The organism is Pandoraea faecigallinarum, from assembly GCF_001029105.3.
Taxonomy (GTDB): domain Bacteria; phylum Pseudomonadota; class Gammaproteobacteria; order Burkholderiales; family Burkholderiaceae; genus Pandoraea; species Pandoraea faecigallinarum.
The window spans coordinates 5,044,979-5,070,290 of record NZ_CP011807.3; the positions used below are offsets into that span (position 1 = coordinate 5,044,979).

The 25,312-nt window shown below is 64.3% G+C and carries 15 protein-coding genes, 1 tRNA gene and 2 riboswitches; of the genes, 8 read left to right on the top strand and 8 right to left on the bottom strand.

The window, feature by feature from the left end; translation table 11 throughout:
- Positions 1 to 152 precede the first annotated feature (152 nt).
- Positions 153 to 1,295, top strand: a complete 1,143-nt coding sequence (locus tag AB870_RS22205; RefSeq protein WP_047906313.1) for a branched-chain amino acid ABC transporter substrate-binding protein — start codon at positions 153 to 155, stop codon at positions 1,293 to 1,295.
- 120 nt (positions 1,296 to 1,415) lie between these two features.
- On the opposite strand, the gene AB870_RS22210 is transcribed toward AB870_RS22205, so the two are convergent.
- From AB870_RS22210 to AB870_RS22240, 7 genes are all read right to left on the bottom strand, one after another.
- Positions 1,416 to 2,831 (bottom strand): alanine/glycine:cation symporter family protein, encoded by a 1,416-nt coding sequence (locus AB870_RS22210; protein WP_047906314.1) that lies wholly within the window; start codon positions 2,829 to 2,831, stop codon positions 1,416 to 1,418.
- Positions 2,832 to 3,157: 326 nt separating this feature from the next.
- Complete coding sequence (locus AB870_RS22215) at positions 3,158 to 5,095, bottom strand: hypothetical protein (RefSeq protein WP_047906315.1); 1,938 nt, start codon at positions 5,093 to 5,095, stop codon at positions 3,158 to 3,160.
- Between the two features lie 224 nt (positions 5,096 to 5,319).
- The gene (locus AB870_RS22220; RefSeq protein ID WP_047908564.1) at positions 5,320 to 6,723 is read right to left on the bottom strand and encodes an L-serine ammonia-lyase; all 1,404 of its coding nucleotides are present in this window, start codon (positions 6,721 to 6,723) and stop codon (positions 5,320 to 5,322) included.
- Positions 6,724 to 6,864: 141 nt separating this feature from the next.
- On the bottom strand, positions 6,865 to 9,792 hold the full coding sequence (gene gcvP / locus AB870_RS22225; RefSeq protein ID WP_047906316.1) for an aminomethyl-transferring glycine dehydrogenase: 2,928 nt from the start codon (positions 9,790 to 9,792) through the stop codon (positions 6,865 to 6,867).
- A gap of 128 nt (positions 9,793 to 9,920) precedes the next feature.
- Positions 9,921 to 10,304 carry a glycine cleavage system protein GcvH gene (gene gcvH / locus AB870_RS22230; protein WP_047906317.1) on the bottom strand — a complete coding sequence of 128 codons (384 nt, stop codon included), beginning with the start codon at positions 10,302 to 10,304 and terminating at the stop codon, positions 9,921 to 9,923.
- Between the two features lie 74 nt (positions 10,305 to 10,378).
- Positions 10,379 to 11,485 carry a glycine cleavage system aminomethyltransferase GcvT gene (gene gcvT, locus AB870_RS22235; protein WP_047906318.1) on the bottom strand — a complete coding sequence of 369 codons (1,107 nt, stop codon included), beginning with the start codon at positions 11,483 to 11,485 and terminating at the stop codon, positions 10,379 to 10,381.
- 162 nt (positions 11,486 to 11,647) lie between these two features.
- A riboswitch (glycine riboswitch) is annotated at positions 11,648 to 11,760 on the bottom strand.
- Positions 11,761 to 11,768: 8 nt separating this feature from the next.
- Positions 11,769 to 11,865, bottom strand: a riboswitch (glycine riboswitch).
- 80 nt (positions 11,866 to 11,945) lie between these two features.
- On the bottom strand, positions 11,946 to 12,986 hold the full coding sequence (locus AB870_RS22240) for a zinc finger Ran-binding domain-containing protein (RefSeq protein WP_157112403.1): 1,041 nt from the start codon (positions 12,984 to 12,986) through the stop codon (positions 11,946 to 11,948).
- Positions 12,987 to 13,307: 321 nt separating this feature from the next.
- On the opposite strand from AB870_RS22240, the gene AB870_RS22250 reads away from it, so the two are divergent.
- Together AB870_RS22250 and AB870_RS22255 are read left to right on the top strand one after the other, a co-directional pair.
- Positions 13,308 to 15,410, top strand: coding sequence for a UvrD-helicase domain-containing protein (locus AB870_RS22250; RefSeq protein WP_047906320.1), 2,103 nt, complete (start codon positions 13,308 to 13,310; stop codon positions 15,408 to 15,410).
- A 496-nt stretch (positions 15,411 to 15,906) separates the two neighbouring features.
- Positions 15,907 to 16,683 carry a metallophosphoesterase gene (locus AB870_RS22255; protein WP_047906321.1) on the top strand — a complete coding sequence of 259 codons (777 nt, stop codon included), beginning with the start codon at positions 15,907 to 15,909 and terminating at the stop codon, positions 16,681 to 16,683.
- Between the two features lie 73 nt (positions 16,684 to 16,756).
- Here AB870_RS22255 and AB870_RS22260 read toward each other — a convergent pair whose 3' ends face one another.
- Positions 16,757 to 17,656, bottom strand: coding sequence for a c-type cytochrome (locus tag AB870_RS22260; protein WP_047906322.1), 900 nt, complete (start codon positions 17,654 to 17,656; stop codon positions 16,757 to 16,759).
- Positions 17,657 to 18,047: 391 nt separating this feature from the next.
- Between AB870_RS22260 and AB870_RS22265 the strand changes: the two genes are divergently transcribed.
- The 5 genes from AB870_RS22265 to AB870_RS22285 all read left to right on the top strand — a co-directional run bounded on the left by AB870_RS22265 (position 18,048) and on the right by AB870_RS22285 (position 25,291).
- Positions 18,048 to 18,123, top strand: a tRNA-Arg gene (locus AB870_RS22265).
- Between the two features lie 428 nt (positions 18,124 to 18,551).
- Positions 18,552 to 22,142 carry an autotransporter domain-containing protein gene (locus AB870_RS22270; RefSeq protein WP_053059488.1) on the top strand — a complete coding sequence of 1,197 codons (3,591 nt, stop codon included), beginning with the start codon at positions 18,552 to 18,554 and terminating at the stop codon, positions 22,140 to 22,142.
- A 294-nt stretch (positions 22,143 to 22,436) separates the two neighbouring features.
- Positions 22,437 to 23,525 (top strand): helix-turn-helix transcriptional regulator, encoded by a 1,089-nt coding sequence (locus AB870_RS22275; protein WP_047906323.1) that lies wholly within the window; start codon positions 22,437 to 22,439, stop codon positions 23,523 to 23,525.
- A 99-nt stretch (positions 23,526 to 23,624) separates the two neighbouring features.
- The gene (locus AB870_RS22280) at positions 23,625 to 24,383 is read left to right on the top strand and encodes a hypothetical protein (RefSeq protein ID WP_064674890.1); all 759 of its coding nucleotides are present in this window, start codon (positions 23,625 to 23,627) and stop codon (positions 24,381 to 24,383) included.
- Complete coding sequence (locus AB870_RS22285) at positions 24,380 to 25,291, top strand: hypothetical protein (RefSeq protein WP_047906325.1); 912 nt, start codon at positions 24,380 to 24,382, stop codon at positions 25,289 to 25,291. Before AB870_RS22280 ends, AB870_RS22285 begins: the two co-directional genes overlap by 4 nt.
- Positions 25,292 to 25,312 lie beyond the last annotated feature (21 nt).

Below are 25,312 nucleotides of genomic sequence, written 5' to 3' on the forward strand. Positions count from 1 at the left end.
AATACTGCCGCGTCGGACGCATTTTGCGTTTGATTGCGATGAATGCCGTCCCGGGTCAACCGGCCTGGTACAGACGGCGTTTCAAGAAAGGTGTGCTACGGCGATCCCGCAGACACGCCGCTCAACGACAAACACATGCAAGGAGAGGGTTGATGCAATCGAAGCTTACGGCTAGCGCCGTCGCAGTCGCCGGGCTGCTCGCGTTTGGCGCAGCCAATGCGCAACAGGCGCAGGAAGTGAAGCTGGGTTTTGCCGCACCGCTCACGGGCGCACAGGCCCACTATGGCAAAGACATGCAGAACGGCATTCAATTGGCCGTCGACGAATACAACGCCACCAAGCCGACCATCGACGGCAAGCCGGTGAAGTTCGTGTTGCAGGCCGAAGACGATCAGGCCGACCCGCGTCAGGGCTCGCTGGTCGCGCAGAAGCTGGTCGACAACGGCATCAAGGGCATGCTCGGCCACTTCAACTCCGGCACGACGATCCCCGCTTCGCGCATCTACGCACAAGCCGGCATTCCCGAAATCGCCATGGCGACGGCGCCGGAATACACCAAGCAAGGCTTCAAGACGACCTTCCGCATGATGACGTCGGACATCCAGCAGGGTTCCGTCGTCGGCACGTTTGCCGTCAAGAAGCTGGGCTTCAAGAACATCGCCATCGTCGACGACCGTACTGCTTACGGTCAGGGCCTCGCAGACGAATTCGAAAAGGCCGCGAAGGCTGCCGGCGGCAAGATCGTGCGCCGTGAGTTCGCCAACGACAAGGCCGTGGACTTCCGCGCCATTCTGACCAACCTCAAGCGCTCCAACCCGGATGTGGTCTTCTACGGCGGTGCCGACGCACAGGCCGGCCCGCTCGCCAAGCAAATGCGTGAGCTGGGCATCAAGGCCACGCTGATGGCCGGCGAAATGGTCAAGTCGGACGCCTTCCTGAAGATCGCTGGCGACGCCGCCAACGGTTCGGTCGTCTCACTCGCTGGTCTGCCGCTCGACAAGATGCCTGGGGGCGCCGCTTACGAGTCGCGCTACAAGGCCAAGTTCGGTGCCGCACCGGAAACGTACTCGCCGTACGCCTATGACGGCGCCATGGCCATGATGTCGGCCATGAAGAAGGCCAACTCGACCGATCCGGCCAAGTATCTGCCGGTACTGGCCAAAACGAGCATGCCTGGTGTGACCACGCGCGAACTGGCCTACGATGCTCAGGGCGACCTGAAGTACGGCTCGATCACGCTGTACAAGGTGGCCGATGGCAAGTGGACCGTGCTGGAGACCGTCGGCGGCAAGTAAGCCTTCGGCACGGATCCGATAACGATTCACGTGGCAAACGACAAGGGCCGGTGAGGATGACTCACCGGCCCTTGTGTCTTCACCGCTCGCGCGCATTCGCGTGCGGTGACAATGCGGGTGTCACCACACGTCCTGCGGCAACCGCTCGCGCAACGGCGGTGGCATCACGTCACGCGTGAAAACCGGCTCTGCGACCCCCGCCTTGCGCTGACGCTGATAGTCCCGCCATGCGACCAGCGCAAATTTCATCAGCAGCGCAATAGCGACAAGGTTGATGAACGCCATCAGTGCCGTGCCGACGTCTGCAAAGCTCCACACCAGCGGCAGACTGGCCACCGACCCCAGCATGACGGCGAGCAGCACGAGGGCGCGGAAGACATTGAGCAGCCACGGACGCTGCGTCATGTAATCCATGTTCACTTCCGCATAGGCGTAATTGCCCAGCACGCTGGAATACGCAAGAACGAACACCGTGATCCCCGTGAAGACGACAGCCCAGTCGCCGAAATGCATGGCGAGCGCGCGCTGCGTGAGGACAGCCCCTTCCGGAGCGCCGCCCGGCGTGACCTGCCCCGAGAGCAGGATCATGAAGGCCGTGGCCGAGCAAACGACGACGGTGTCGAAAAACACGCCGAGCATCTGCATCAGTCCCTGCTGCACCGGATGCTTCGTCGTGGCCACCGCGGCGGCATTCGGCGCACTGCCCATGCCGGCTTCATTCGAGAACAGACCGCGCTTCACTCCCATGAGCACCGCCTGACTCACGGCATAGCCCGCAATCCCGCCCGCCGCCGGCTCCAGGCCGAAGGCGTGACGCCAGATCATCGAAATCATGCCGGGGATCTCGTGCATGTGCGCGATACAGACGAACACGGCAAGGCTGAGATACGCGATGGCCATGACCGGCACGAGCCATTGCGCGAATCGCGCGACGCGTCGCACACCGCCGTAGATGATCGGTGCCGTGAGAATGACCAGCGTAATACCGATCCACTGCCGGTCCCAGCCGAACGAGGCTTCGAGCGCCTCGGCAATCGAGTGCGACTGCACCGAGTTGAGCGCAAAGCCAAAGGTATAGAGCAGGGCAATGGCGAACACGATGCCGAACTTGCGCGATCCGAGTCCGAGTTGGATGTAGTACGCCGGGCCTCCCCGAAAGGTCTCGTCGCGATGGGAAATCTTGAAGATCTGCGCGAGCGTCGATTCGACGAATGCCGAGGCCATACCGAGCAACGCCGTCATCCACATCCAGAAAATCGCGCCCGGCCCGCCGATGGTCAGCGCCATCGCCACACCGGCAATATTGCCGGTCCCAATGCGACTCGCCAGCCCGGTGGCAAATGCCTGAAACGGCGAAATGCCGGAAGCCGCGCCGGACGTGCGCAGCAGCGCAACGCTGTGCGCGAGCGCGCGAAACTGAATCCCGCCAAAGCGCAGCGTGAAATACAAACCCGCCCCCAGCAGGGCAATCACAAGGGGATAACCGCCCAGCACCCCGCCGATGGCATCGACCGCCGATTTGAGCCAACTCTCCATGGATAGCGTCTCCTGTCGCAATCACCGAACCCACTGACTGCCCCTCGGGAATGAGCGGCAAGGGACGGAGAATCGCAAGAATTCGGCGAATTCGACAAAAAGTCGCTGCACTTTGCGTTTATTCCTACGCGCAGGTCACGCATAAGCGGCCGGCAATAAAAAAGCCGCGCGGCATTCGCCGGGCGGCTCAAAGACAAGGCAAGGAGACATCGGTGAGTAGATTAACTGGGGAATGTGGCATTCATGTGACGGACATATGGGCGTTCGGCGGGTGACAGAGAGGCGTTTTGATCCGTACAGGCATCGAACTGGCACCACGGTTGCGGTCACCATTTGGATGCACAGTTATTGCCGTCGTAATTGCATATCGAGAAGCCTGCCGCCAGTGCGTCTGCCTTCGTTGGAAAAGCGCAGGTCACTTCGCCATAGGTATTGCCAAAGTCGACGATGGGCGTTCCGTCGGTATCGATCTCAACAGAGGCCCGTTTGGAACCTCCGGACGTCGCATAGCACCAGGACCGCTCCGTCACTGTGCATGCCAGCGCACCTTTCATACGGCTCCGATAGCTACCGCTGCAATTGGCCCACGCGTAGTTCCAGATGCCCATCACGATGTGCTCTTGCGGGCGACGCGTAAATATGGCGGCGGCCCTGTCCTGGAACTCGAAGGAATCGCTCGCGAACTGTTCACGCGGCGCAACGGTGAGATAGGTCCAGGAACTGGGGCCGGTCATCGAATACACGCGCCCTTTTACCCGTGACGATCGCGATAGACACGCAACGGCAACCCCAAGTCCGCTCCTGTAAAACGATATCGAGCCGTCGGACATCAACGTAATCTCAGGGCTGCCCACATTACCGCCAGCCATGAGGAATGCCTGAGACGTCAGGTCACTTCGCGACATGTCGACATGCGCACAGGCCAGCGCGCCTTCGACACGGCTCATCCCCTGATTCCGGCCCGGCTTGAAAACGGAGAGCCACATTGCCTCATTCTTTCGAATGACCTGAATGATGGGATCCGGTACCTCGGTGATGCTTTTCGGCGCACTCGCCAGTTTCCAGACCCCGCCCTGACAAGAGAGCACCCGGCCGCCAGCGTCGAGTGCAATACCGTTCGATACAGAACCATCGATGCCGCCGACGCCACCACAAGCGCCGCCAACGCTGTACTCCTTCTCCAGCACGACGACACCCGATCCCGATTTCAAGGCCTTCGTCGTTGTGACCGTATCGGCGGAAATCGATCCGGATTTCATCGTCCTGGTCTCTGCGTTGTCTGCACTCACCTTGCCGTCGACCTTCACGCTGCTCGCGCTCAGCGGACCCTTGACCTGCGCGGTAGTGACATCGATACCCCGCATCTTCAGCGTTCCGTCTCCCTCGATGTTCCCTGCCCCGACAATATTGCTTTGCGCCATGGTCTTCGGATCGGTCGTCAGATTCAGCGTGCCTCTTATCGTGGCACCGCCCATGTCCACCGGGCCGGTCACGGTCGCACTCGCTACCTCGAGAGACTGTCCCGCGATCTTTCCCGCGCCGACGATGGCGTGTTTATCCATCTTGAGATCGCCGGTCATGGCCCGCGAACCATCGCGACGAAGGTAGACGTCCGCCGCACTGGACGAATATCCGCCGCGCATGGCAACGAGGCCTCCTGTCGTCGCGAAATTCTCGACAGTACCGCTGCGTCCATTAGTCTCGAGAAATCGAAACGCGTGCCCCCCGTCGGCCTGTGAAACTCCGCCTAACATGCCGATCTTGCGCGCAGCAATAGCCGCCGCATCCATATCCGGTTCCGACGAATAGGACTTTGCAATCGGCTTCTCGATGTACGTCAGGGTTTCGACGTTGCAGTTCGTTTGCTGTGTATCGCATCCGAGATAAATCCGAATCACGTAATCCCCCACGTTCCCCGGCGGACGCTCACCGATACCCGTCGCGTGCGTCGCCTCGATCAGCGTGGCGGCCGTGAGATTGCCGACGTAAGCACCGTTCGAATCCGTTGCGTGATGGAATGTCACGCCCCCCACGTCAAACGTCCCGTTCTGGCTGCGTAGCAGTGCATCGATCTCATGATGATGTTCGACGACGAAGCTCTGCACTTTGTCGCCGACGATCTTGAGCGCCTCGCCGATGCGCTCGGCCCGCTCGATTCGCATCTGACGCGCGTAATTCACGCCCCAGAACGAGATCAGTACGCCAAGGATGGCGACCGCAATCGCGGCCGAAATCAGGAATGCGCCTGTTTGCTTCTTTCGCATTGTCCGTGCCCTCTCTCTCAGTCACGTCACGGCCGCGCAACGCCATATCGTGCGTGGCAGTAAAGACGTCAAGCCCGCTATTCTCTAGGCAAGCGTCCGAAAGAGGTCTGGGAAATGCCCGAACTTCGCGAACCACGCTCGCGAAGCCGACAATGCGGGTCTCAAAAAGAAAAAAACCGCACGGCGAAAACCGTGCGGCTTTGATGTTCCTACGCAGAACGCGCTTAGCACTCGACGATATTCACCGCCAGTCCGCCACGCGCCGTTTCCTTGTACTTCGTCTTCATGTCGGCACCGGTCTCGCGCATCGTCTTGATGACGGAGTCGAGCGACACGTAGTGGGCGCCATCGCCGCGCAGTGCCATGCGCGCAGCGTTCACCGCCTTGACCGAAGCCATGGCGTTGCGCTCGATACATGGAATCTGTACGAGCCCGCCGACCGGATCGCACGTCAGGCCGAGGTTGTGTTCCATGCCGATCTCGGCGGCGTTCTCGACCTGCTCCACCGTGCCGCCCAGCACGGCCGCAAGCGCGCCCGCCGCCATCGAGCACGCCACACCGACTTCGCCCTGACAGCCGACTTCGGCCCCCGAAATCGACGCGTTGAGCTTGTACAGAATGCCGATGGCGCCGGCCGTGAGCAGAAAGTCGATCACGCCCTGCTCGTTCGCGCCATGCACGAAGCGGTCGTAATAATGCAGCACCGAGGGGATGATGCCCGCGGCGCCATTCGTCGGCGCGGTAACGACACGGCCGCCGGCCGCATTCTCTTCGTTGACGGCGATTGCGTACAGGTTCACCCAGTCCATTACCGACAGTGGATCGGACAGCGTGCGCTCGGCGCGTTGCGTCAATTGGCGGTACAGTTCCGGCGCGCGGCGGCGCACGTGCAGCGGCCCTGGCAGTTCGCCGTCGGCTTGCGCGTTGCCAATGCCGCAACCGCGCGTCACGCATGACTGCATCACGTTCCAGATGTTGAGCAACCCGTGGCGAATGTCGGCCTCGGCGTTCTCGCCGTGATGCCATACCAACTCGTTTTCCCACATCAGTTGGGCGATGGTCTTGCCGCTGGCCCGGCACATCTCCAACAGTTCCTTGCCCGTGCGGAACGGATACGGCAGTTGATCGTGCGCCGAGAGCACCTGCGCATTCGAGGCGCCGGCCGTCACCACGAAACCGCCGCCGACCGACAGGTAACGCCCCTCGCGAAGCTTGTTGCCGGCCGCATCGAACGCGTGAAATTTCATGCCGTTCGGATGCTCGGCCATCGCTTCTCGCCGGTAGAACACCATGTGCTCCTTCTCGACGAACGGCACCTCGTGCTTGCCGAGGACCGACAGCGTTTTTTCCCTGCGCATCGCGGCGAGACGCTCGGCAATCGTCGACGGATCGACGGTGTCGGGGGCTTCGCCCATGAAGCCGAGCAGCACGCCCTTGTCGGTGCCATGGCCCTTGCCGGTGGCCCCCAGCGAGCCGTACAACTCGGCACGCAGCAACGCCACTTGCGACAGCAGTCCGTCGCGGTCCAATCCCTGCACGAACATCAGTGCCGCGCGCATCGGCCCCACGGTATGCGAACTCGACGGTCCGATACCGATCTTGAACAAATCGAAAACTGAAACGGCCATGGCACTTTCCTGAAGTTCTGAAACGTATGTGTGACGCATCGAATGCCGCCGGTCCGGCGCATTCGCGTGACATCGATAGAGACAAAAAGGGGCCAGCAATGTTTCTGCCGGCCCCCGTTTATCGATACTTCGCGACGCTTGTTACTCGTAATCGCTCATCGGTACGCAGGCGCAGAACAGGTTCCGGTCGCCATAGACGTTATCGGCACGTCCGACCGGCGGCCAGTACTTGCGCTCGCGCAGCGCCTTTACCGGGTACGCAGCCTGGCTGCGGGGGTAAGCGTGCGCCCATTCGTCGGCCGTCACGACATCCGCCGTATGCGGGGCATGCTTGAGCGGATTGTCTTCGCGATCGGCACGGCCTTCCTCGACCGCGCGGATTTCCTCGCGAATCGTGACCATCGCCTCGATGAAGCGGTCCAGTTCGTGCTTGGACTCCGACTCGGTCGGCTCGACCATCAGCGTGCCCGGCACCGGGAAGCTCATCGTCGGCGCATGGAAACCGAAGTCCATCAGGCGCTTGGCCACGTCGTCGACGGTAATGCCGCTGGTGTCCTTGAGCGGACGCAGGTCCAGAATGCACTCGTGCGCCACCAGTCCGCCCGGGCCCGTATAGAGCACCGGATAGTGCGGCGCGAGTTTCCTGGCGAGGTAGTTGGCGTTCAGGATGGCCGTCTCGGTGGCCGCCGTCAGGCCCTGCGCCCCCATCATGGCAACGTACATCCACGAGATCGGCAGGATCGACACCGAACCGTACGGCGCGGCCGACACGGCGCCGATGCCGCCGGCGTCGCGTGAATAGCCGGTCGAGCGCTGATTGGGCAGGAACTGCGCCAGATGCGGCCCCACCGCCACCGGCCCCACGCCCGGGCCACCACCGCCGTGCGGAATGCAGAATGTCTTGTGCAGATTCAGGTGCGAGACGTCGCCGCCGAACTCACCCGGCGCGCACAGACCGACCATGGCATTCATGTTCGCGCCGTCGACGTACACCTGACCGCCGTTCGCATGCACGATTTCGCAGATCTGACGCGCCCCCGCTTCGAACACGCCGTGCGTGGACGGGTACGTCATCATGATCGCAGCGAGACGGTCACGATGCTGTTCCGCCTTCGCTTGCAGGTCGGCCAGGTCGACGTTGCCGTTGGCGTCGCAGGCGACGACCACGACCTGCATGCCGGCCATCTGCGCCGAAGCGGGGTTCGTGCCGTGCGCCGATGCCGGAATCAGGCAGATGTCGCGATGCGCTTCGCCACGCGAGGCGTGATACGCCTGAATGATCAGCAGACCGGCGTACTCGCCCTGCGAACCGGCGTTCGGTTGCAGCGAGACAGCGGCATACCCCGTGGCCGCAACGAGCATCCGCTCCAGCTGGTCGATCATCGTGCGGTAGCCGACGGTCTGCTCGGCCGGGGCGAACGGGTGGATCTGTCCGAACTCCGGCCACGTCACCGGCAGCATTTCCGAGGTGGCGTTGAGCTTCATCGTGCATGAGCCCAGCGGGATCATCGTGCGATCCAGCGCCAGATCCTTGTCCGAAAGACTGCGCAGGTAGCGCAGCATTTCATGCTCGGAGTGATAACGGTTGAACACCGGGTGCGTGAGATACGCGCTCTGACGCGCGAGCGACGCCGGAAAACCGTTCGAGACGGTGGCTTCGATGGCATCGAAGTCGAGCGACACCGCACTCTTGCCGAGACCTTCCGCGACAACTTCCCACAACGCGATCACGTCGGCGCGCGTGCTGGTCTCGTCGAGCGACATGCCCACGGTGTCGGCGTCTTCGCGACGCAGGTTAAAGCGGCGCGCAGCGGCGACCGTGTGCACGGCGTCGGCGCGGCCCGCGACTGGCACCGTCAGCGTGTCGAAGAAAGTGGCGTTGCGCGGCGCCGCGCCCAGCGCGCTCAGACCGGCGGCCAGCACGGCCGTCAGACGGTGCACGCGCTCGGCGATGATTCGCAGCCCTTGCGGGCCATGATAGGCCGCGTACATGCTGGCCATGATGGCGAGCAGCGCCTGTGCCGTACAGATGTTCGAAGTGGCCTTTTCGCGGCGAATGTGCTGTTCGCGCGTTTGCAGCGCCAGACGCAGCGCGGGTTTGCCTTGCGAGTCGACCGACACGCCGACCAGACGGCCCGGCATCGAGCGCTTGAGTTCGTCGCGCGTGGCCAGATAGGCGGCGTGCGGGCCGCCGAAGCCCATCGGCACGCCAAAGCGCTGACTGTTACCAACGGCCACGTCCGCCCCCCACTCGCCCGGCGGCGTGAGCAGCGTGAGTGCGAGCAGATCGGCGGCGGCGACCAGCATGCCGCCCTTTGCATGGATCGCATCGGCCAGCGCGCGATAATCGCGCACGTCGCCTCCCACCCCCGGGTATTGCACCAGCACGCCGAAGGCATCGACATCGGCAGCCGCGGCCACCGGGCCGACCTGCACTTCGATGCCCAGCGGCCTGGCGCGCGTTTGCACCACTTCGATGGTTTGCGGCAGCACGTCGTCGGCCACGAAGAAGGTGTTCGACTTCGACTTGCCGGTGCGCTTGACCAGCGTCATCGCTTCGGCGGCGGCCGTGGCTTCGTCGAGCATCGACGCGTTGGCGATTGCCAGACCCGTCATGTCGACGATCATCTGCTGATAGTTGAGCAGCGCTTCGAGGCGGCCCTGCGAGATTTCCGGCTGATACGGCGTGTAAGCCGTGTACCACGCCGGATTCTCGAGCACGTTACGCAGAATCACGCCCGGCGTGAACGTGTTGAAGTAGCCCTGACCGATGAACGACTTGAAGACCTGATTCCGGTCGGCGAGCGCGCGCAATTGCGCCAGCGCCTGCGATTCCGTCTTTGACGCGGCAAACTCGCCGAGCGACGTGGCGAACGCTTCGCCGTTACGGCGGATCGAGGCGGGCACCACAGCGTCGATCAGGGCAGCGCGCGACGCGTAGCCAAGCTCGGCGAGCATGGCCTGCTGTTCGGGGGAGTCCGGGCCGATGTGGCGCGCGGAGAAGTTATCGCGCTGCTCGAGCTCGGTAAGCGAGCGGCGCGCAGCTTGCAGGTCAGTCAAGGCATTCATGGGTCAAATCTCTCGTTCGTTCACGGCAAGTGACGGCGGGGTGATGCTCGGTACGAAGTACTGGGGCCGATGTCACGGAAAACACGGCACGGCAGGAACCGAAGCCCTTGCCGCGCCGCGCACCGGCATCAGGCGCCGATCTTCCGGGCGTAGCCGGCGGCATCCAGCAGCTTGTCCAGCTCGCCGACGTTCGACGGCTTCACGCGGAACAGCCAGTTGCCGTACGCGTCGCCGTTGATCAGGTCGGGCGAGTCCGGCACTTTGGCATTGACTTCGATGATCTCGCCGCTGACCGGCGAGTGCACGTCGGCCGCCGCCTTGACCGATTCGATCACGGTGGATGGTTCGTCAGCGGCCACCGTACGGCCGACCTCCGGCAGTTCGACGAACACGATGTCGCCCAGGGATTCCTGTGCGAAGTCGGTAATGCCGACCGTCACGGTGCCGTCGGCTTCGAGGCGTGCCCATTCGTCGGATTCGGTGTACTTCAGGTTATCGGGGATGTTCGCCATGTTGACGCTCCGGGATTCAGTGTTTGGGGTATTCGGTTTTCGATAATTCGTGCCGCCGCACCGTGGGGCCGATCTCAGGCCGCCACGGCCTTGCCGTGACGCACGAACGGTAATTTGACCACACGTGCGGGCAATTGCTTGTCGCGAATTTGCACATGGACGATGGCACCGTCCGGCACACCCTTCGGCAAACGGGCAAACGCGATCGATTGCTGGAGGGTCGGACTGAACGTGCCGCTGGTGATTTCGCCGTCGCCTGCATCCGTCACCACGACCTGATGGGCGCGCAGCACGCCGCCCTTGCCGTCGAGCACAAGACCGGCGAAGCGCCACGTCTGGCCGCGCGAGAGCAGCGAATCCTTACCGACGAAGGTGCGCTCGCTTTCCTTCTCGACGGTCCAGCCCAGCCCGGCGTCGAGTGGCGAGACGTCGTCGTCCATGTCCTGCCCGTAGAGGTTCATGCCCGCTTCCAGACGCAGCGTGTCGCGCGCGCCCAGCCCGGCCGGGCGCACGCCCGCCGCGAGCAGCGCGTTCCACAGCGCCGCCACGTGCTCGCCACTCACCACGACTTCGAAGCCGTCTTCGCCCGTATAGCCCGTGCGCGCGATCATCAGTTCGCCGAAAGGGGTGTCCTTGGCGAAGGCGGCGTTGAACGGTTTGAGCGGTTCGCTTGCGGTCTGGCTGCCCGGCACGGCCTGCCAGACCTTGGCGCGGGCGTTCGGGCCCTGCACGGCAACGATCGACAGGTCGCGGCGCGGGGTGATCGTCAGGCTGTAGTCGCCGTGGGCGTTGAGCTGACCGATCCACGCGAGATCCTTCTCGGCGGTCCCGGCATTCACGACGATGCGGAACCAGTCTTCGGCGATGAAATAGATGATGAGGTCGTCGATCACACCGCCGTTCGGGTTGAGCATGCAGGTATACAGCGCCTTGCCCGGGGTTTGCAGCTTATCGACGTTATTGGCCACGGCGAAGCGCAGGAATTCGCGGCAGCTCGGGCCATGCAGGTCGACCACGCACATGTGCGAGACGTCGAACATGCCCGCGTCGGTGCGAACGGCGTTGTGCTCTTCGATCTGGGAGCCGTAGTTCACGGGCATGTCCCAGCCGCCGAAATCGACCATGCGGGCGCCGGCTGCGCGGTGCGTATCGTTAAGCGGAGTGCGTTTGAGTTCGGTCATCGGGGCATCTGGCCGTCAGGCGTCAAGGTTCGTGAATTCCGGACAGTGTCACAGTACCTCCTGTGCTTCGTCCGAAAATGCAAAAAGGGGTCATCTCGACGACCGGCACTTGGCGCGTACGGCAAGTGCGCAGCACTTGCCCGGCGCAATGCCAGTTGGCGAGAAGACCCCTCTGTCCTTGGTACCTGAGAGATTGCCCGGTACGTGACGACCGGCCCCTTCGGTGGGCTGCCTGCGTGCCCTGCACGCCGCAACCGCTCTCCAGAGATCGAAGGCGATGCCTTCGGCGCGGCCGGTCCTTGATGCCTGAGAGTTTGTGGGTATTACCCCTTCGGCGGCGCCGGCATGTGCTTCCCGGTGCGCTCTCCCGACCACGCTCGCGCACTTTACGGGGAAAGCCGGGGGCTGTCAATTTAGCGCAAATGCGACCCGGTTTCCGATATCTGCGGCGCGTGCTGCGTCAGCGCGACTCCCCGGGATTGGTGCCCGCCGGACATCCGTCCCTGCCCCATCTTCCGTTGCAAACGGCCCAGACGCAGCGCTGCCTGGGTATCACTTCGAACCAGCGATAGCGTTCGCACTGCGCCAGCGCGGCGGCAATCGTAGTGGCCGCCGAAGGCGCCGAGGCGAGCGCAGTGGACGCCTGCGGTTGGGGTTCGGTGGCAGCCAGCGGGCCGATGTCGTTGCCGTCGTAATGCGCGGGCAGATCGGCGTTGGCCGCCGGGCGCGTTGCAGCCGCATTGGCCGAGTTAGCCGTAGCGCCGTCTCGCCGACTGAGCAATTGCATCATCTCGTCCGGCGCATTTTGTGCCGTCGCGGGGGGAGGTGCGGGGAAGGAGGGTGACGGCAGCGCCGTTGCCGCAGCCGTCAGTGCCGCCGTCGCAGCCGACGCACTGAGCGGCGCGGGCGCCGGCAGTGTGGCGGCGCCGGTCGTTGCGGCGACGTCGGCAGCGGCGCCGGAAGCCGCGGCGTCCACGGCAGCGAGCGCCTGTGCGCGTGCCAGCGCAGCGGACGCGTCGTTTGCAGGGCTAGCCGGGGCCGGCGTTACCGGGGCGCTGTCACCGGCGTTGAAAGGCGCGACGGCCAGCCCCCCGGGTGGCTTGGGCACAGGATCGACGTACGGTGCGCGCAAATTCCACCAGATACCGAGCAGCGCGATGGCCGCGAACAATGCCGTGCCAAGTACCAGTGCACTGTTGAGCCAACCGGGTTCTTCACCGCGCCTGCGCCCGGTGCGTTTGCCCGGCTGCCCGGCCTTCCCTGCCGCAGGTGCGGCGGCAGAGGCTTCGACATACGGATGGGCGACACCATCGCGCGCCACGGACGACGCCGCGCCCAGCGCTGGCTCAAATGCACCGGCGGCACCGGTCGCACCGGGGGCGCCCGCCGCTGCCGGACCGTCATCCCGGAAACCGGGTTCGGCGTCCGCGAGTGTTGCCCCGCACTTCACACAATGCAGCGCACGCGTCGCGTTATTCGTCCCACAGGTTGAACATTGCACGGCGACCTCACCACGATGGCAATGTTCTTCATTATAGGCACCCGCTCCGCGTCGATGCCAGCGTGTCCCATGTCGAAGGCGACGACACGTCGCGCCGGCCCCACAGCGCATGCGAATGACGTTGGCAACGCCCTCGGGGTGTCACAGCCGGGTGCCCCCTGCATGATAGACTTGCCCACCACCCGGCGCATGCGCGTTTCCGGTCGACGCATCGAGCCGCCGAATCGACAGATCGGCAACGATGCCCCGGCGGAATGCTTCCGGCATGCGGCACGCGGCCATGGCTGTCGTCTTCACCCTTCGTTCCCGTCCCTTCGCTCCATGTCGTCCTTTCCGCTCAATCCTGCCCAGAACGAAGCCACGCACTATTTCGATGGCCCCTGCCTCGTGCTGGCCGGTGCCGGCAGTGGCAAGACGCGCGTCATCACGCAGAAGATCGCGTGGCTCATCGAAGCGAAAGGATTCGAGCCGAAGCACATCGCGGCGGTGACCTTCACCAACAAGGCCGCAGCCGAAATGCGCGAGCGTGTGGCCAAGCAACTGGAAGGCAAGACGCTCACGACACCCGGCAAGGCAGGCCGCAAGGTGCCGGTCAATCAACTCACGATCTGTACGTTTCACTCGCTGGGCGTGCAGATCCTGCGACGCGAGGCGGAGAACGTCGGTCTCAAGCCGCAGTTCTCGATTCTCGACGCCGACGACTGCTTCGGTCTGATTCAGGAACAGCTCGGCACAACCGACAAGGCCATGATTCGCGGCGTGCAGACGGCCATCTCCCTCTGGAAGAACGGCCTCGTCACCCCCGAAGTGGCACTTGCCGCTGCGCAGACGGCCGATGAGCATCAGGCCGCGCTCGTCTATCGCAATTACATGGCGACGTTGCAGGCTTATCAGGCAGTCGATTTCGACGACCTCATCCGTCTGCCCGCCGAACTCTTCGAGCGCGACGAGGAAGTGCGCGAGCGCTGGCAGAACAAGTTGCGTTATCTGTTGATCGACGAATATCAGGACACCAACACCTGCCAGTACCTGCTGCTCAAGCTGCTCGCCGGACCGCGCGCAGCCTTCACAGCGGTGGGCGACGACGATCAGGCGATCTACGGCTGGCGCGGCGCGACGCTGGAAAACCTCAAGCAACTGCAAGTCGACTTCCCGACGCTCAAGGTCATCAAGCTCGAACAGAACTACCGTTCGACGTCGCGCATTCTGACGGCGGCGAACAACGTCATCGCGAAGAATCCGAAGCTATTCGAAAAGAAGCTCTGGAGCGAGCACGGCCTCGGCGATCCGATCACCGTGACCGCGATGAACGACGAGGAGCACGAAGCCGAGTCGGTCGTTTTCCGTTTGTCCGCCCACAAGTTCGAGCGGCGCGCCGAGTTTCGCGACTACGCCATCCTGTATCGCGGCAACCATCAGGCCCGCATATTCGAACAGGTACTGCGCCGCGAACGCATTCCCTATGTGCTCTCGGGCGGCCAGTCGTTCTTCGACAAGGCGGAAATCAAGGATCTGTGCGCCTATCTGCGGCTGCTGGCCAACCCGGACGACGACCCCGCCTTCATTCGCGCGGTGACCACGCCGCGCCGGGGAGTGGGCAGCACCACGCTCGAAGTGCTGGGCGGATTCGCCGGACAGGCGAAGGTGTCGCTGTTCGAAGCCGTCTACATGGGGGCGGTCGAAGCGCGCCTGCAACCGCGCCAGCTCGATCCGCTGCGCGCGTTCTGCGACTTCATTCAGCGCATCGCGGCGCGCGCGGCACGCGACCCCGCCAACGAGGTCATCGACGATCTCATGGAAGGCATTCACTACGAAGCCTATCTTTACGACACGTTCGACGAGCGTCAGGCGCAATCGCGCTGGACCACCGTGCTCGAATTCCTCGAATGGATGAAGCGCAAGGGCACGCGCGGTGAGGCGTCCGCGACCGCGCACGGCCTCGACTCGCTCGAAGAACAGGACGACGACGCCAAGAGCCTGATGGAACTCACGCAGACCATCGCACTGATGTCGATGCTCGAAGGCCGCGATGGCGACGACCCCGACGCCGTGCGCCTGTCGACGTTGCATGCGTCCAAAGGACTGGAGTATCCGCACGTGTTTCTCGTCGGCGTGGAGGAAGGCATCCTCCCGCACCTGCGCGAGGACGAAGAGGTGACCGCCGAGAAGATCGAAGAAGAACGCCGCCTGATGTACGTCGGCATCACACGTGCGCAGCGTACGTTGCAACTGTCGTGGTGCAAGAAGCGCAAGCGCGCGCGTGAGACCTATTCGTGCGAAGTGTCGCGCTTCGTGCCGGAGATGCAACTCGACGAAGCGCCGCCCCCGCCACCCGAAGATGCCCCTATGTCGCCCAAGGACCGCCTCGCGAGCCTCAAGGCGATGCTCTCGGGCGGCGCGAACAAGACGCCGCCGGGCGCTTGAGCCGATCGCGCCGGGCCACAAACGAAGAGCCCCCGCGTGCGGGGGCTGGTCTGAGAAACGGCGACGTCCTTACCGGGGCTGTCGGCGGCGGCAGGCACGCCGTGAAGCCAATGCTGGCTTGCTGCTCGAGAACTGCTACTTGCCACTACCCGAAGACGTCTGGTCACACGCGGTGGCCGGGCTGGACGCCACGACGATTCCCGCCAGACCGGTCAAACAAAGCAGGACTGCAACCATCACTTTTCGCATAGGCTCGCCTCCTCTCGTCAAATCAGGTCAAGTTGCACTATAGGACTCCGTCCTTTCGAAGACAAAGACATCTTGACCATCGCCGCGGGGCGGGCGATAGTCGATAAAAAACGGACGAAACAATACGCGTATCGCGTTGATTTCGGTCCAATGCCCACACCTTCCTGCAACGTCAGGCGTCATCTCCGATGCGCACCGCTGGGTGGCGTGTGCGGCACCGATCCTAAGCCTTTGAGGAGCGTGGTGCGTGAGACTGCATATCCTGTCCGACCTGCATTTGTCGGTGGCCCCGCTGGCCATTCCCGAAGTCGATGCCGACGTCACCATTCTTGCTGGCGACATCAGCCGTCCGGCACAAGCCATCGAGTGGGCGAAGCAACTGCCGCGCCCGGTGGTCTACGTTCCCGGCAATCACGAGTTCTACGGCGCGACGCTCGCGGGCACGCTTGCCGACTTGCGCCGTCTGAGCGCGGGCAGCAATGTCCATTTGCTCGAACGCGGCGCAGTGACGATCGATGGCGTGCGCTTCGTCGGCACGACGTTGTGGAGCGACTTCGCGTTGTACGACGCCGAAGGCAAGCACGATGCGGTGCTCGAGGAGACGCAAAAGTTCGTGCGCGATTTCACGCGAATTCGTATCGGCGATCCGTCGGCCCCGTGGTCGGACCTGCCGTTCTTCACGCCGGACGATTGCGCAGCGCTGTGCCGCGAGAACGTCGCCTGGCTGGCCCGCACGTTCGCCACGCCGCACGACGGCCCGACGGTGGTCGTGACACATCATGCACCGGCACCGCAGAGCATTCATCCGCGCTTTGCGGGGTCACTCGTCAATCCCGCCTTCATTTCGGATTTGACCCCGCTCATCGAGCAATCCGACGCCGCGTTATGGGTCCACGGCCATACGCACGATTCGTTCGATTATCGCGTTGGCCACACGCGTGTGCTGTGCAACCCGCGCGGTTATTGCTTCGAAGGACGGGTCGAGAACCCGGCGTTCGATCCGCAAATGATCGTGAAGGTGTGAGGCGGTTCGCGTAATAACAGAAATCCCCGCCGAAGCGGGGATTTTTTCTACGACGCCCGGTTGCGCGACGCGCTTACTTCGCGGCACTCACCATGTAGTCCACGGCGGCCTTGACGTCGTCGTCCGACGCGCCGGCCGCACCGCCCTTCGGCGGCATGGCGTTCAGCCCCTTGATCGCGGCATTGTGAAGCGTGTCGATGCCGGTGGCGATGCGCGGGGCCCAGGCGGCCTTGTCGCCGAACTTCGGTGCGTTCATCACGCCGCTGGCATGACAGGCCATGCACACGGTGTCGTAGAGTTTCTTGCCCGCGTCGAGGTTGCCCCCGGCGCTGGCGGCGGCAGGCGCCGCGGTCTTGAGCGAAGCCATTGCCGCCGCGGCAGCGGCCGCGCTGCCGGCATCGGCGCCGGAGGCGGCATTCGGGGCCGCCGCCGGGGCAGATGCCGCCGCGCCCGCAGCGGGCTTCGCCGGCTCTGCGGGTTCGGGCAGCTTGCCGCCCGAAGCGTTCGCCATATAGACGATGGCGCGCCCGATCTCGTAATCCGTCACGTCGTCCGGATTGGTGCCGCCGCGTGCGGGCATGGCGCCCTTGCCGGCCAGCGCAATCTTGAGCATTTCGTCGTAACCGGGCTTGATGCGCGGCGCCCAGTCTTCGGTGGAACCCACTTTGGGGGCGCCAGCCGCGCCGGAGGCGTGGCATGCCGCACAAACGGCCTTGTAGAGCTGTTCGCCCGTCTGGTAGACGGGTGGCGCGTTGGCATCCTTGACCTCGACATGCGCCACGGGTGCAATGCGCTCGGCGATGGCTTTTTCGGTCATGGCGGAGCTGCCCGCACCGGTCAGGGCATTGTTGCCCACATAATTGACCAGCAAGACGATGACGACGATGGGAACGAGAAAACCGGCAATGACGGCGGCAATGAGCTGCTTGGGTGTTTTGATCAGGGATTCGTGCTCGTTATGTGCTTCACTCATGCGGGATCTCTCAATAGTTTTTGTGGAAACCGAGTGCGTCACGCCGGATAGCTTGCACCAGAAGCTGGCACCATCCAGTCAAAATAACGAACCATTGTAGCAACAAACCCCCACACGATGGCACGCTGGGGCGGTGCGCAGACGCCGCAAAAAGTCCCGTATTTTCCCTAACTTACGCGAAAGGCAAAGCGGTGTTCCGCATGCTTCGTGCGCAAAACGCGCACACGTTGCACGCACAGCAAAACCGCGCGGGACGGGCATCCGGCAGCGAATCGCCGCATTGTGGGGCGCGAGTATGCACGGGGCATGGACGCCACGCGGCAAAACCGCTATGCTTCTACCTCTTTGCCTGCCGGCGCGCGCTCGCGCATCCTCCCCGGCGGTCATCACAGCGCCCGTAGCTCAGGGGATAGAGTATCGGCCTCCGAAGCCGAGGGTCACTGGTTCGATTCCAGTCGGGCGCGCCAATCTGCAATCGACGTGCGCGCACCCAAGCGCGGACAGCGCTCACTAGTCGCGTTCCCTTTGGAATAAAGATTGCCTGTTCGTCATCCTCTATGGCGAAGTCCCTTGCTTTGTATTACATTCGGTGTCCGATGCGCCACCGAGATGGCGCACGTCCCGGCGCTCACGAATTCGCGACAGAGGTCGCCTTCGGGCGCCTTGACACCGATATGATTGCCGTACTGCGGGGGAAAGGCCATATCTTCGGTCTCCGGTCGCCATGCACGGCGCGATAGGAGAGGTTCGAGTGGTCCGCCGCAAACCGGAATACATAGCACGCCGTGCGAAATCCACCACTACGGCATTCGCCGCTCGCCGGGCCTCCAGCACGCCTGACGCTCCAAACGCCCTCGCTCCCCGAATCCGGCGATCCGCCACAGGGTCGAGCCGCGTGCGCCTCGTGCGAACGGCCGGCAGCACGGCCATTGCGCTGGCGCTTGCGGGCGCCGCCGCGCCCGGCTGGGCAGCCTGCTCCACAAGCGACCTCAGTGGCTGCGGGGCGGCCGGTGGCGCCGGGGTGGCAGGCCGCAGCGGGGCCGGCGGCAACGGCAACGGTCAGGGCGGCGGGAGCAGTCACTTCGACGGGCTCACCACCGAAACCATTCAGGACCCCGGAAACTGGGCCAGCGCAGGCACGGGCGGCAACGGGGCGTCCGGCGATATCACGGGACCAACGGCTAACGGCCCGGCAACCATTAACTTGTCCAGCAGCATCGTCTTCCATAATTCCACGATCACGGGTGCTTCCGGCAACGCCGGGGCGAATGGCAACAACTTCGGCACGGGCGGCAACGGCGGAAATGCCGGAATGTATTACCTCGGCGGCAACGTCATCACCGACGGGTCGACGGTGATGACGGGCGGCGCGGGCGGACAAGGCGGGAACGCCGCCGCCGGTGCGGGCAACGCCGGCGGCGGCGGCGGCGGAGGCAGCGGGCTAATGTCGGCCTGGTTCGCGACGACGATCACCAACTCCGGTACGCTTCGCGGCGGCGACGGGGGGGCTGGCGGGTCCGGCGGCTTCGGCGGCGGTGGCGGCGCAGGCGGCGACGGACTGCTCGTGCTGGGCGGCAGCGCCACCATCACGAACATCGGCACGATTATCGGCGGCGCAGGCGGGGCGGCCGGCACCGGCACCAACGGGCCTGCCTCGAATGGCGTCGCCGGCGCCGGCGGCATCGGCGTCGAACTTGCCGGAACCGACAACGCGCTGGACAACTACGGAACGATCTCGGGCGGCACGGGCAACGGCGGCGGCGTAGGCATCGTCACGTACGGCATGGACACGATCACAAACGCTGGTCTCATCATGGGCGCGGTGACGAGCACCGGCCCAAGAGCGGCGGCCATCGAGTTCGGCGGCACGAACAACAAGCTCAATCTGCTGACGAATTCCGTCATCATCGGCGACCTGCTATTCGATGCCGGAGCGACGGCCACCATTGCGGCGCTCAATCCCTCGCTGGTGCTGAACAATGCCATAGCGCTCACGGACACAGCGTCGAGCGCGACCTTCTCGACAGCGGGCAACGGCCTGACGATAACCGGTACGGTTTCCGGGGCCGGTTCGGTCAATGTCACCGGCGCCAACACGCTCACGATGGCGGCCATCAATACGTATACGGGTTCGACAACCATCGCCGGCGGCACCCTCGCCCTCGTGGACAACGGCAGCATTGCCGATTCCTCGGGAGTTGTCGTCAACTCGGTGTTCGACATCTCCGCGCTCACGTCGGGCACATCGATTCAGGCGCTCTCCGGCTCGGGCACCGTCAGGCTCGGCGCGCGCACGCTCACACTGACCAACGCAGCCGGTACGTTCGACGGCATCATCGGCAGTTCCGGCGCAGGCGGACTGCGTCTTGCCTCCGGCACCGAGACGCTGACCGGCGCGAACACCTACACCGGCGCGACCACGATCGACAGCGGCGCCATGCTCAGACTGAGCGGCAACGGGAGCATCGCCGCATCGAGCGGCGTGGCCAATAACGGTACGCTCGACATCTCGACCACGAATAACGGCGCATCGCTCACGAGCCTGAGCGGCAGCGGGGCCGTCTCGCTCGGCGCGCGCACGCTGACCCTCACGAATGCGTCGGGCACTTTTGCCGGCACCATTACCGGCACTGGCGGGCTCACTCTCAACGGCGGCACGCAGACATTGTCCGCAGCGAACACCTACACGGGCGCGACGACGATCAATGGCGGCACGCTCGCGCTCGTCGGTTCAGGCCGGCTCTCGGCAGCCTCGGCGGTCCTGCTTGCGGGCAACGGCGCGACGCTAGACGTTTCCGGCGCGGGCGCGCAAACCTATTCCTCCCTGTTCGGCGCGGCCGGCACGCGGCTGCTGCTGGGCACGAACACGCTGAGCGTCGATGCGGCGACCGATAACACCTATGCTGGGGAACTCGCGGGCAGCGGCGCCTTCGTGAAACAGGGCGCCGGCATGCTGGTGCTCAACGGCGCGAGTACGGCATTCTCCGGCACGACCACCGTGAGCGGCGGCACGCTGGAAGTGGGCGATGCCAGCCACGACAGCGCGGTCCTTGGCGGCAACGTCGACGTTGCGGCGCAAGGCACGCTGCGCGGACACGGCACCGTTTCCGGCAACGTGGCCAACAGCGGTATCGTGGCGCCCGGCGGGTCGATCGGTACATTACGTGTCGGCGGCAACTACACACAGGCATCGAACGCGACGCTCGCCATCGAGGTGAGTCCCACGGCGGCCTCGCTGCTGGCCGTCTCGGGCAGTGCAACGCTGAATGGCGTGCTCGCGATTACATACGACCCCGGCACGTATACGGCCAAACGCTATACCGTGGTGAGCGCCACGAACGGCGTGAGCGGGCGTTTCGCTTCGGTGACCGGCACGCTCGCCTCGGGCGCGAACCTCGGCAACCTGCAATCATCCGTCGCCTACGGCGCGAACGACGTCACCCTTGCGCTGACCGACCCGGCCTCGGGCAATCCGGCCCCGGAAAATCCGGCCTCCTCGGTGCCCGTCGTCATCGCGCCGAAGGCCACCAGCATCTACACGGCGCTCGGCACTGCGGCACTGCTCAATGCGCAGTCGGCCACCGCGGCCGTGCTCGAGCGCGCGACCCGCCGTACGGCCGAAACGGGAATTTCCTCGGGCGACACCTCGCCCTCGCCGGGCACGCCGGGTCTCTCGTCGGTCTGGGCGACGGCCACAGGTCTGCATGGTCACGTGTCGGGCTCGGGCGCGCAGCCCGGCTTCCAGGAAAACCAGTACGGCTTTCTCGCCGGCGCGGAAAAGCGCGTGGAGCGCAATACTTTCGGGCTGGCGGGCGGCTATTCCCACGCCGATCTCTCGGAAGAGAGCACCGCCAGCTCGGGCACGCGCGATACGCTGCGTCTGGCGGGTTACGCGAGTCGCGAGACGGGGCCGGTCGACGTAGCGGCCACGCTCGGCTACGGCTTGCATTTCCTGTCGCAAAAGCGTCCGTTCGCTAACGTGGGCACGGCGAAGGGCGACCATATCGGTCAGGAATTCACCGCGGCCGCGCAGGCGAGCGCACCGCTGGCGTTCGCCGGACTGGCCGTGACACCACGCGTCGGCCTGCGCTACGCCTACTTCCATGCAAACGCCTTCGACGAAAGCGGCGCCGGCGGTCAGAATCTGCGCGTGGGCGCCGACAACACCCGAAGCCTGCAACCGTTCGTCGGCGTGACGTTCGACAAGGCGTTCGGTGACAAGGATCGCCCGATGAACGTGCAGTTCCGCGTGGCGTACGCGCACGAACTGCTCGACGCCGGACGTGCCATCACGGTGGCTTCGCAGGACGGCACGCTTTTCGTCGCCGCCGGCACCGATCTGCCTCGCGGCTACCTCACGCTCGGCGCGAGCTTGAGCGTGGCGCTTACCCGCCGTCTGGACGTCTCGCTCGCTTACGACACGCTCATCAATACGACGCGCGCGTCGTCGCAGGCTGGCAGTCTGAAGGTCAATTACCGGTTCTGAGCGGGGGCAGGGGCGGCTCCCCATAATCACCGATATGGTGATGCAGCCGATGCCTATACCATTTTTCGGGATTTTCCTGGATGCGCGCCGATACGATTCGGGCTTGGTAAGATTCCCATCGACGACCTGCGCCGGTTCGCAGATCGGCCTCCGAGCCCAACCGGGCTTGCGGCGTCGGCCCGGGTGCCGCCGTCGCGAATGGTTTGCCATCGCCGGGAGTCACGGCAAGCGAACAGGTCCGCTTGTCACGCGTCCGGGCGAGTATCGATGTGAGTGCCCTTTAGAGGACCGAACGTGTCAAGCCGCCCGCTCTCCCGACACAGTCAGCGCCGCGCTCGCGATGCCGCCCTCGCCTTCGGCGCGGGCCAAGCGAACTGGGACGACGTCATTTGCGCGACGCGCGACTTCTTCGGCGCGGATGCCGCCTCTTTCGTCTCGACAGACAAGAATACCCGCACACTGCGAGCCTTCGAGCAGCGCGGCCACGACGACAAGGCCGGCCTGGAATATATCGAGCACTATCACCAGTTCGACGACTCGCGACGCCGGCATTGGGCGACGCATGCGGGATCCTGGTTCGAGTCGTCCGTCCGCGACCGCCACGAGACCCCGAACGACCGCTTGTTCTGGTGCGATTTCATGGCCCCGAATCACATCGGTCAGATTACCGGGATCATACTGGCCAACGACGACGAACTCGCCGCCCTCAGCGTCCAGCGCATCACGGCCACCACGCCGAACTTCGCCCATGCCGCAGCCATAGCCGACTTCGGCCGTCTCATGAGGAGAGCCTTCATCGCCCGGCGCGCCTGCACGCGAGAACGCATGGACGTGCTTGGACACGTGCTCGATCCGTCTCGCGAAGGTTATCTGGTCGCAGCCGACGACGCGCGCGTGGTGCTCGCCGCGCCCGGCACGGAAGCACTGCTTGGCGGCGATCGCCAACTCGTCATAGATCGCGGGCAGCTCCGGCACCGCGCTCCCGCCTGGCAGGCGCGGCTGCTGGCGAAGCTTCGCGAGACGGCCGTTACCGGGGAACCGTGCAATATGGTCCTTCCCGACGGATGGGGCCGCGCGTGGCGGCTCGCATTGCGCCGCACCGGCGCCGGACTGAGCCTGGGCCTCGGGATGAGTATTGGCGTGCGCATTGAACGCCGGGATATCTTCAATCTGCCCGACGTCGCCGCATTTGCCGAACTGTTTCGCCTCAGCGCAGCGGAGGCGCGCCTTTGCCACTATCTCGTCGCAGGTCTGACCATCGACGACTGCGCCGAAGTCGTGGGAGTCAGCGCTCACACTCTGCGCAAGCAGCTCGGCTCGGCGCTGCGCAAGACCGGCTGCACCCGTCAGGCCGAGCTGATACGCCTGCTGTCGGGCTTGTAGCCCGTCAACCCGCCGTCAATGGCAGATTCGAAGTATTGATCGCCCGTTTCTCCAAGAGAAACACTTGCTTTCGTGAACGACGAAAGAGACAGCGAGACCATGACCCCGAGATTGAGCCACCCACGCGTCGCAGCCGCGGCTGCCGTTGCCGGCATCGCCCTGTGCGCGAGCGGCGCGGCCGACGCCGACATGCGGATGTGGAAGCGCGGCGCCAGCGCCTTTAACGCCGTGATCTTCCTTCAGAACACCGGCAGCCAGGTGCAGCACTGCGACGTGTCGTGGGGCAACGCGAGCGGCGGCTTCGGTAACAGCCGGAATGTCTTCGTGAAACCCGGCGAAACCGTACAGATCGAGACTCAGGTCGTCGCCGTCAACGAACACTACCAATGCTGGCCCTACACCGATCCCTTTGCCAAGCGGCAGGACGACGAGCGACGCCGCCAGGAAATCGAAGCTCAGAGACGGCAGAAGGAGGAGGAAGCAAAGCGCCGGCAGGCTGCGATCTGGCAGAAACAACCTAACGCCAACCCTCCCGCGCAGGGCACTTCGCAGCCGGTGAACACAGTGCCGATGAGCGCTCCGCAAACGATGCCGGCACCCGGTTATGACGCCACGCCGGTCTACCCGTCGGCGCCGATCGTCACTGCGCCGACGGCGTCCGGCAACGCCTCCACGCTGGGTGCCGCCATCGCCGTGCTCGGCACGGTCGGACAAGCATTGGAATCGATGAGCCAGACTGCCGACGCCGAAGCAATGCAGCGTTCGCGCGATGCAGCGTTGAGCTCACAGATCGAGGAGCAGGCAAGACGCTCGGCCGCCGGTGCAGCACAGACCGATCCCTGGAAGGTGTCGCAATGACTCGCCGAATCACCTTGACGCACACCGTCGCGGCCAGCCTCGCGACCCTTGTGTTCGGCGGCTGCGCGTCGCCATACTCGGTCGAGCAAGATGCCGAAAAATGGGTCAAATCCGACGTCATCCCTTTGGAGAGCCAGCAGCCCGAGCGCGCCCTCTCGCTACTGCAACAGCGGTTCGACGAAACCTGCATTCCGGCGGACCGGTTGGGCAAGGGTTCGTTTTACGCCGCGCTGCGCGGAACGAGCCGCGAGCAGAACTATTCGGCCTGTAAGGTCTATAACGAGGAACTCGCCTGGCTGCTTTACAGCACCGGGCAATATCAGAAGGCCATCTCGCACCTCAATCAGGTGTGGTGGAGCCGGGAGACTGCGCGAACTTACGACGAAACCGACTGCACCAAACTTGGCGATCTCGGGGTGTTCCTCGCTCCCCGCATAACGAAGCCGTTCTCAAAAGTCTATTTCGACACACTGGACCGGGTCCGTAGCGAGAACGCCGGGAAATACCTGCACAAGGCCTACCTTTGCGAACTCAAGATGTTTACCACTCCGGAGAATGCGACCATTCGCGATGCCTTCGCCACGTCCGCGCGCAAGTACTTCGGCGAACAGGGCGAGCGCGACGTGCGCACGTACGTGGACGTGATTCACGTAAAGATGGCGTCAGCCTCTTACGATTTTGTCGTGGGCAACGGCGCTCTGGCGGCCGGCTACCGGGAAAGCGCCGGACGCTATGCCAAGGCCGCCGAACTCTATCGCAATGCGCTCGCCGCCACCCAGCGGCTAGGACTCGATCGTCCGCTGAACGGCCAACCGTCTCCATACGTCGCCCACTTGCGCACACTGATCGCCGGGGCCGACAAGATGGTCAAACTCGATGCATCGCTGGCCGTGCAATACAGCGAGTGAGTGCAAACGGCGACGCCCGGC

Excerpts from the sequence above, each read along its gene's own strand:
- AB870_RS22205 (WP_047906313.1), top strand. The coding sequence starts at position 153 with ATGCAATCGAAGCTTACGGCTAGCGCCGTCGCAGTCGCCGGGCTGCTC.
- AB870_RS22210 (WP_047906314.1), bottom strand. The coding sequence starts at position 2,831 with ATGGAGAGTTGGCTCAAATCGGCGGTCGATGCCATCGGCGGGGTGCTG.
- AB870_RS22215 (WP_047906315.1), bottom strand. The coding sequence starts at position 5,095 with ATGCGAAAGAAGCAAACAGGCGCATTCCTGATTTCGGCCGCGATTGCG.
- AB870_RS22220 (WP_047908564.1), bottom strand. The coding sequence starts at position 6,723 with ATGGCCGTTTCAGTTTTCGATTTGTTCAAGATCGGTATCGGACCGTCG.
- gcvP (WP_047906316.1), bottom strand. The coding sequence starts at position 9,792 with ATGAATGCCTTGACTGACCTGCAAGCTGCGCGCCGCTCGCTTACCGAG.
- gcvH (WP_047906317.1), bottom strand. The coding sequence starts at position 10,304 with ATGGCGAACATCCCCGATAACCTGAAGTACACCGAATCCGACGAATGG.
- gcvT (WP_047906318.1), bottom strand. The coding sequence starts at position 11,485 with ATGACCGAACTCAAACGCACTCCGCTTAACGATACGCACCGCGCAGCC.
- AB870_RS22250 (WP_047906320.1), top strand. The coding sequence starts at position 13,308 with ATGTCGTCCTTTCCGCTCAATCCTGCCCAGAACGAAGCCACGCACTAT.
- AB870_RS22260 (WP_047906322.1), bottom strand. The coding sequence starts at position 17,656 with ATGAGTGAAGCACATAACGAGCACGAATCCCTGATCAAAACACCCAAG.
- AB870_RS22280 (WP_064674890.1), top strand. The coding sequence starts at position 23,625 with ATGACCCCGAGATTGAGCCACCCACGCGTCGCAGCCGCGGCTGCCGTT.
- AB870_RS22285 (WP_047906325.1), top strand. The coding sequence starts at position 24,380 with ATGACTCGCCGAATCACCTTGACGCACACCGTCGCGGCCAGCCTCGCG.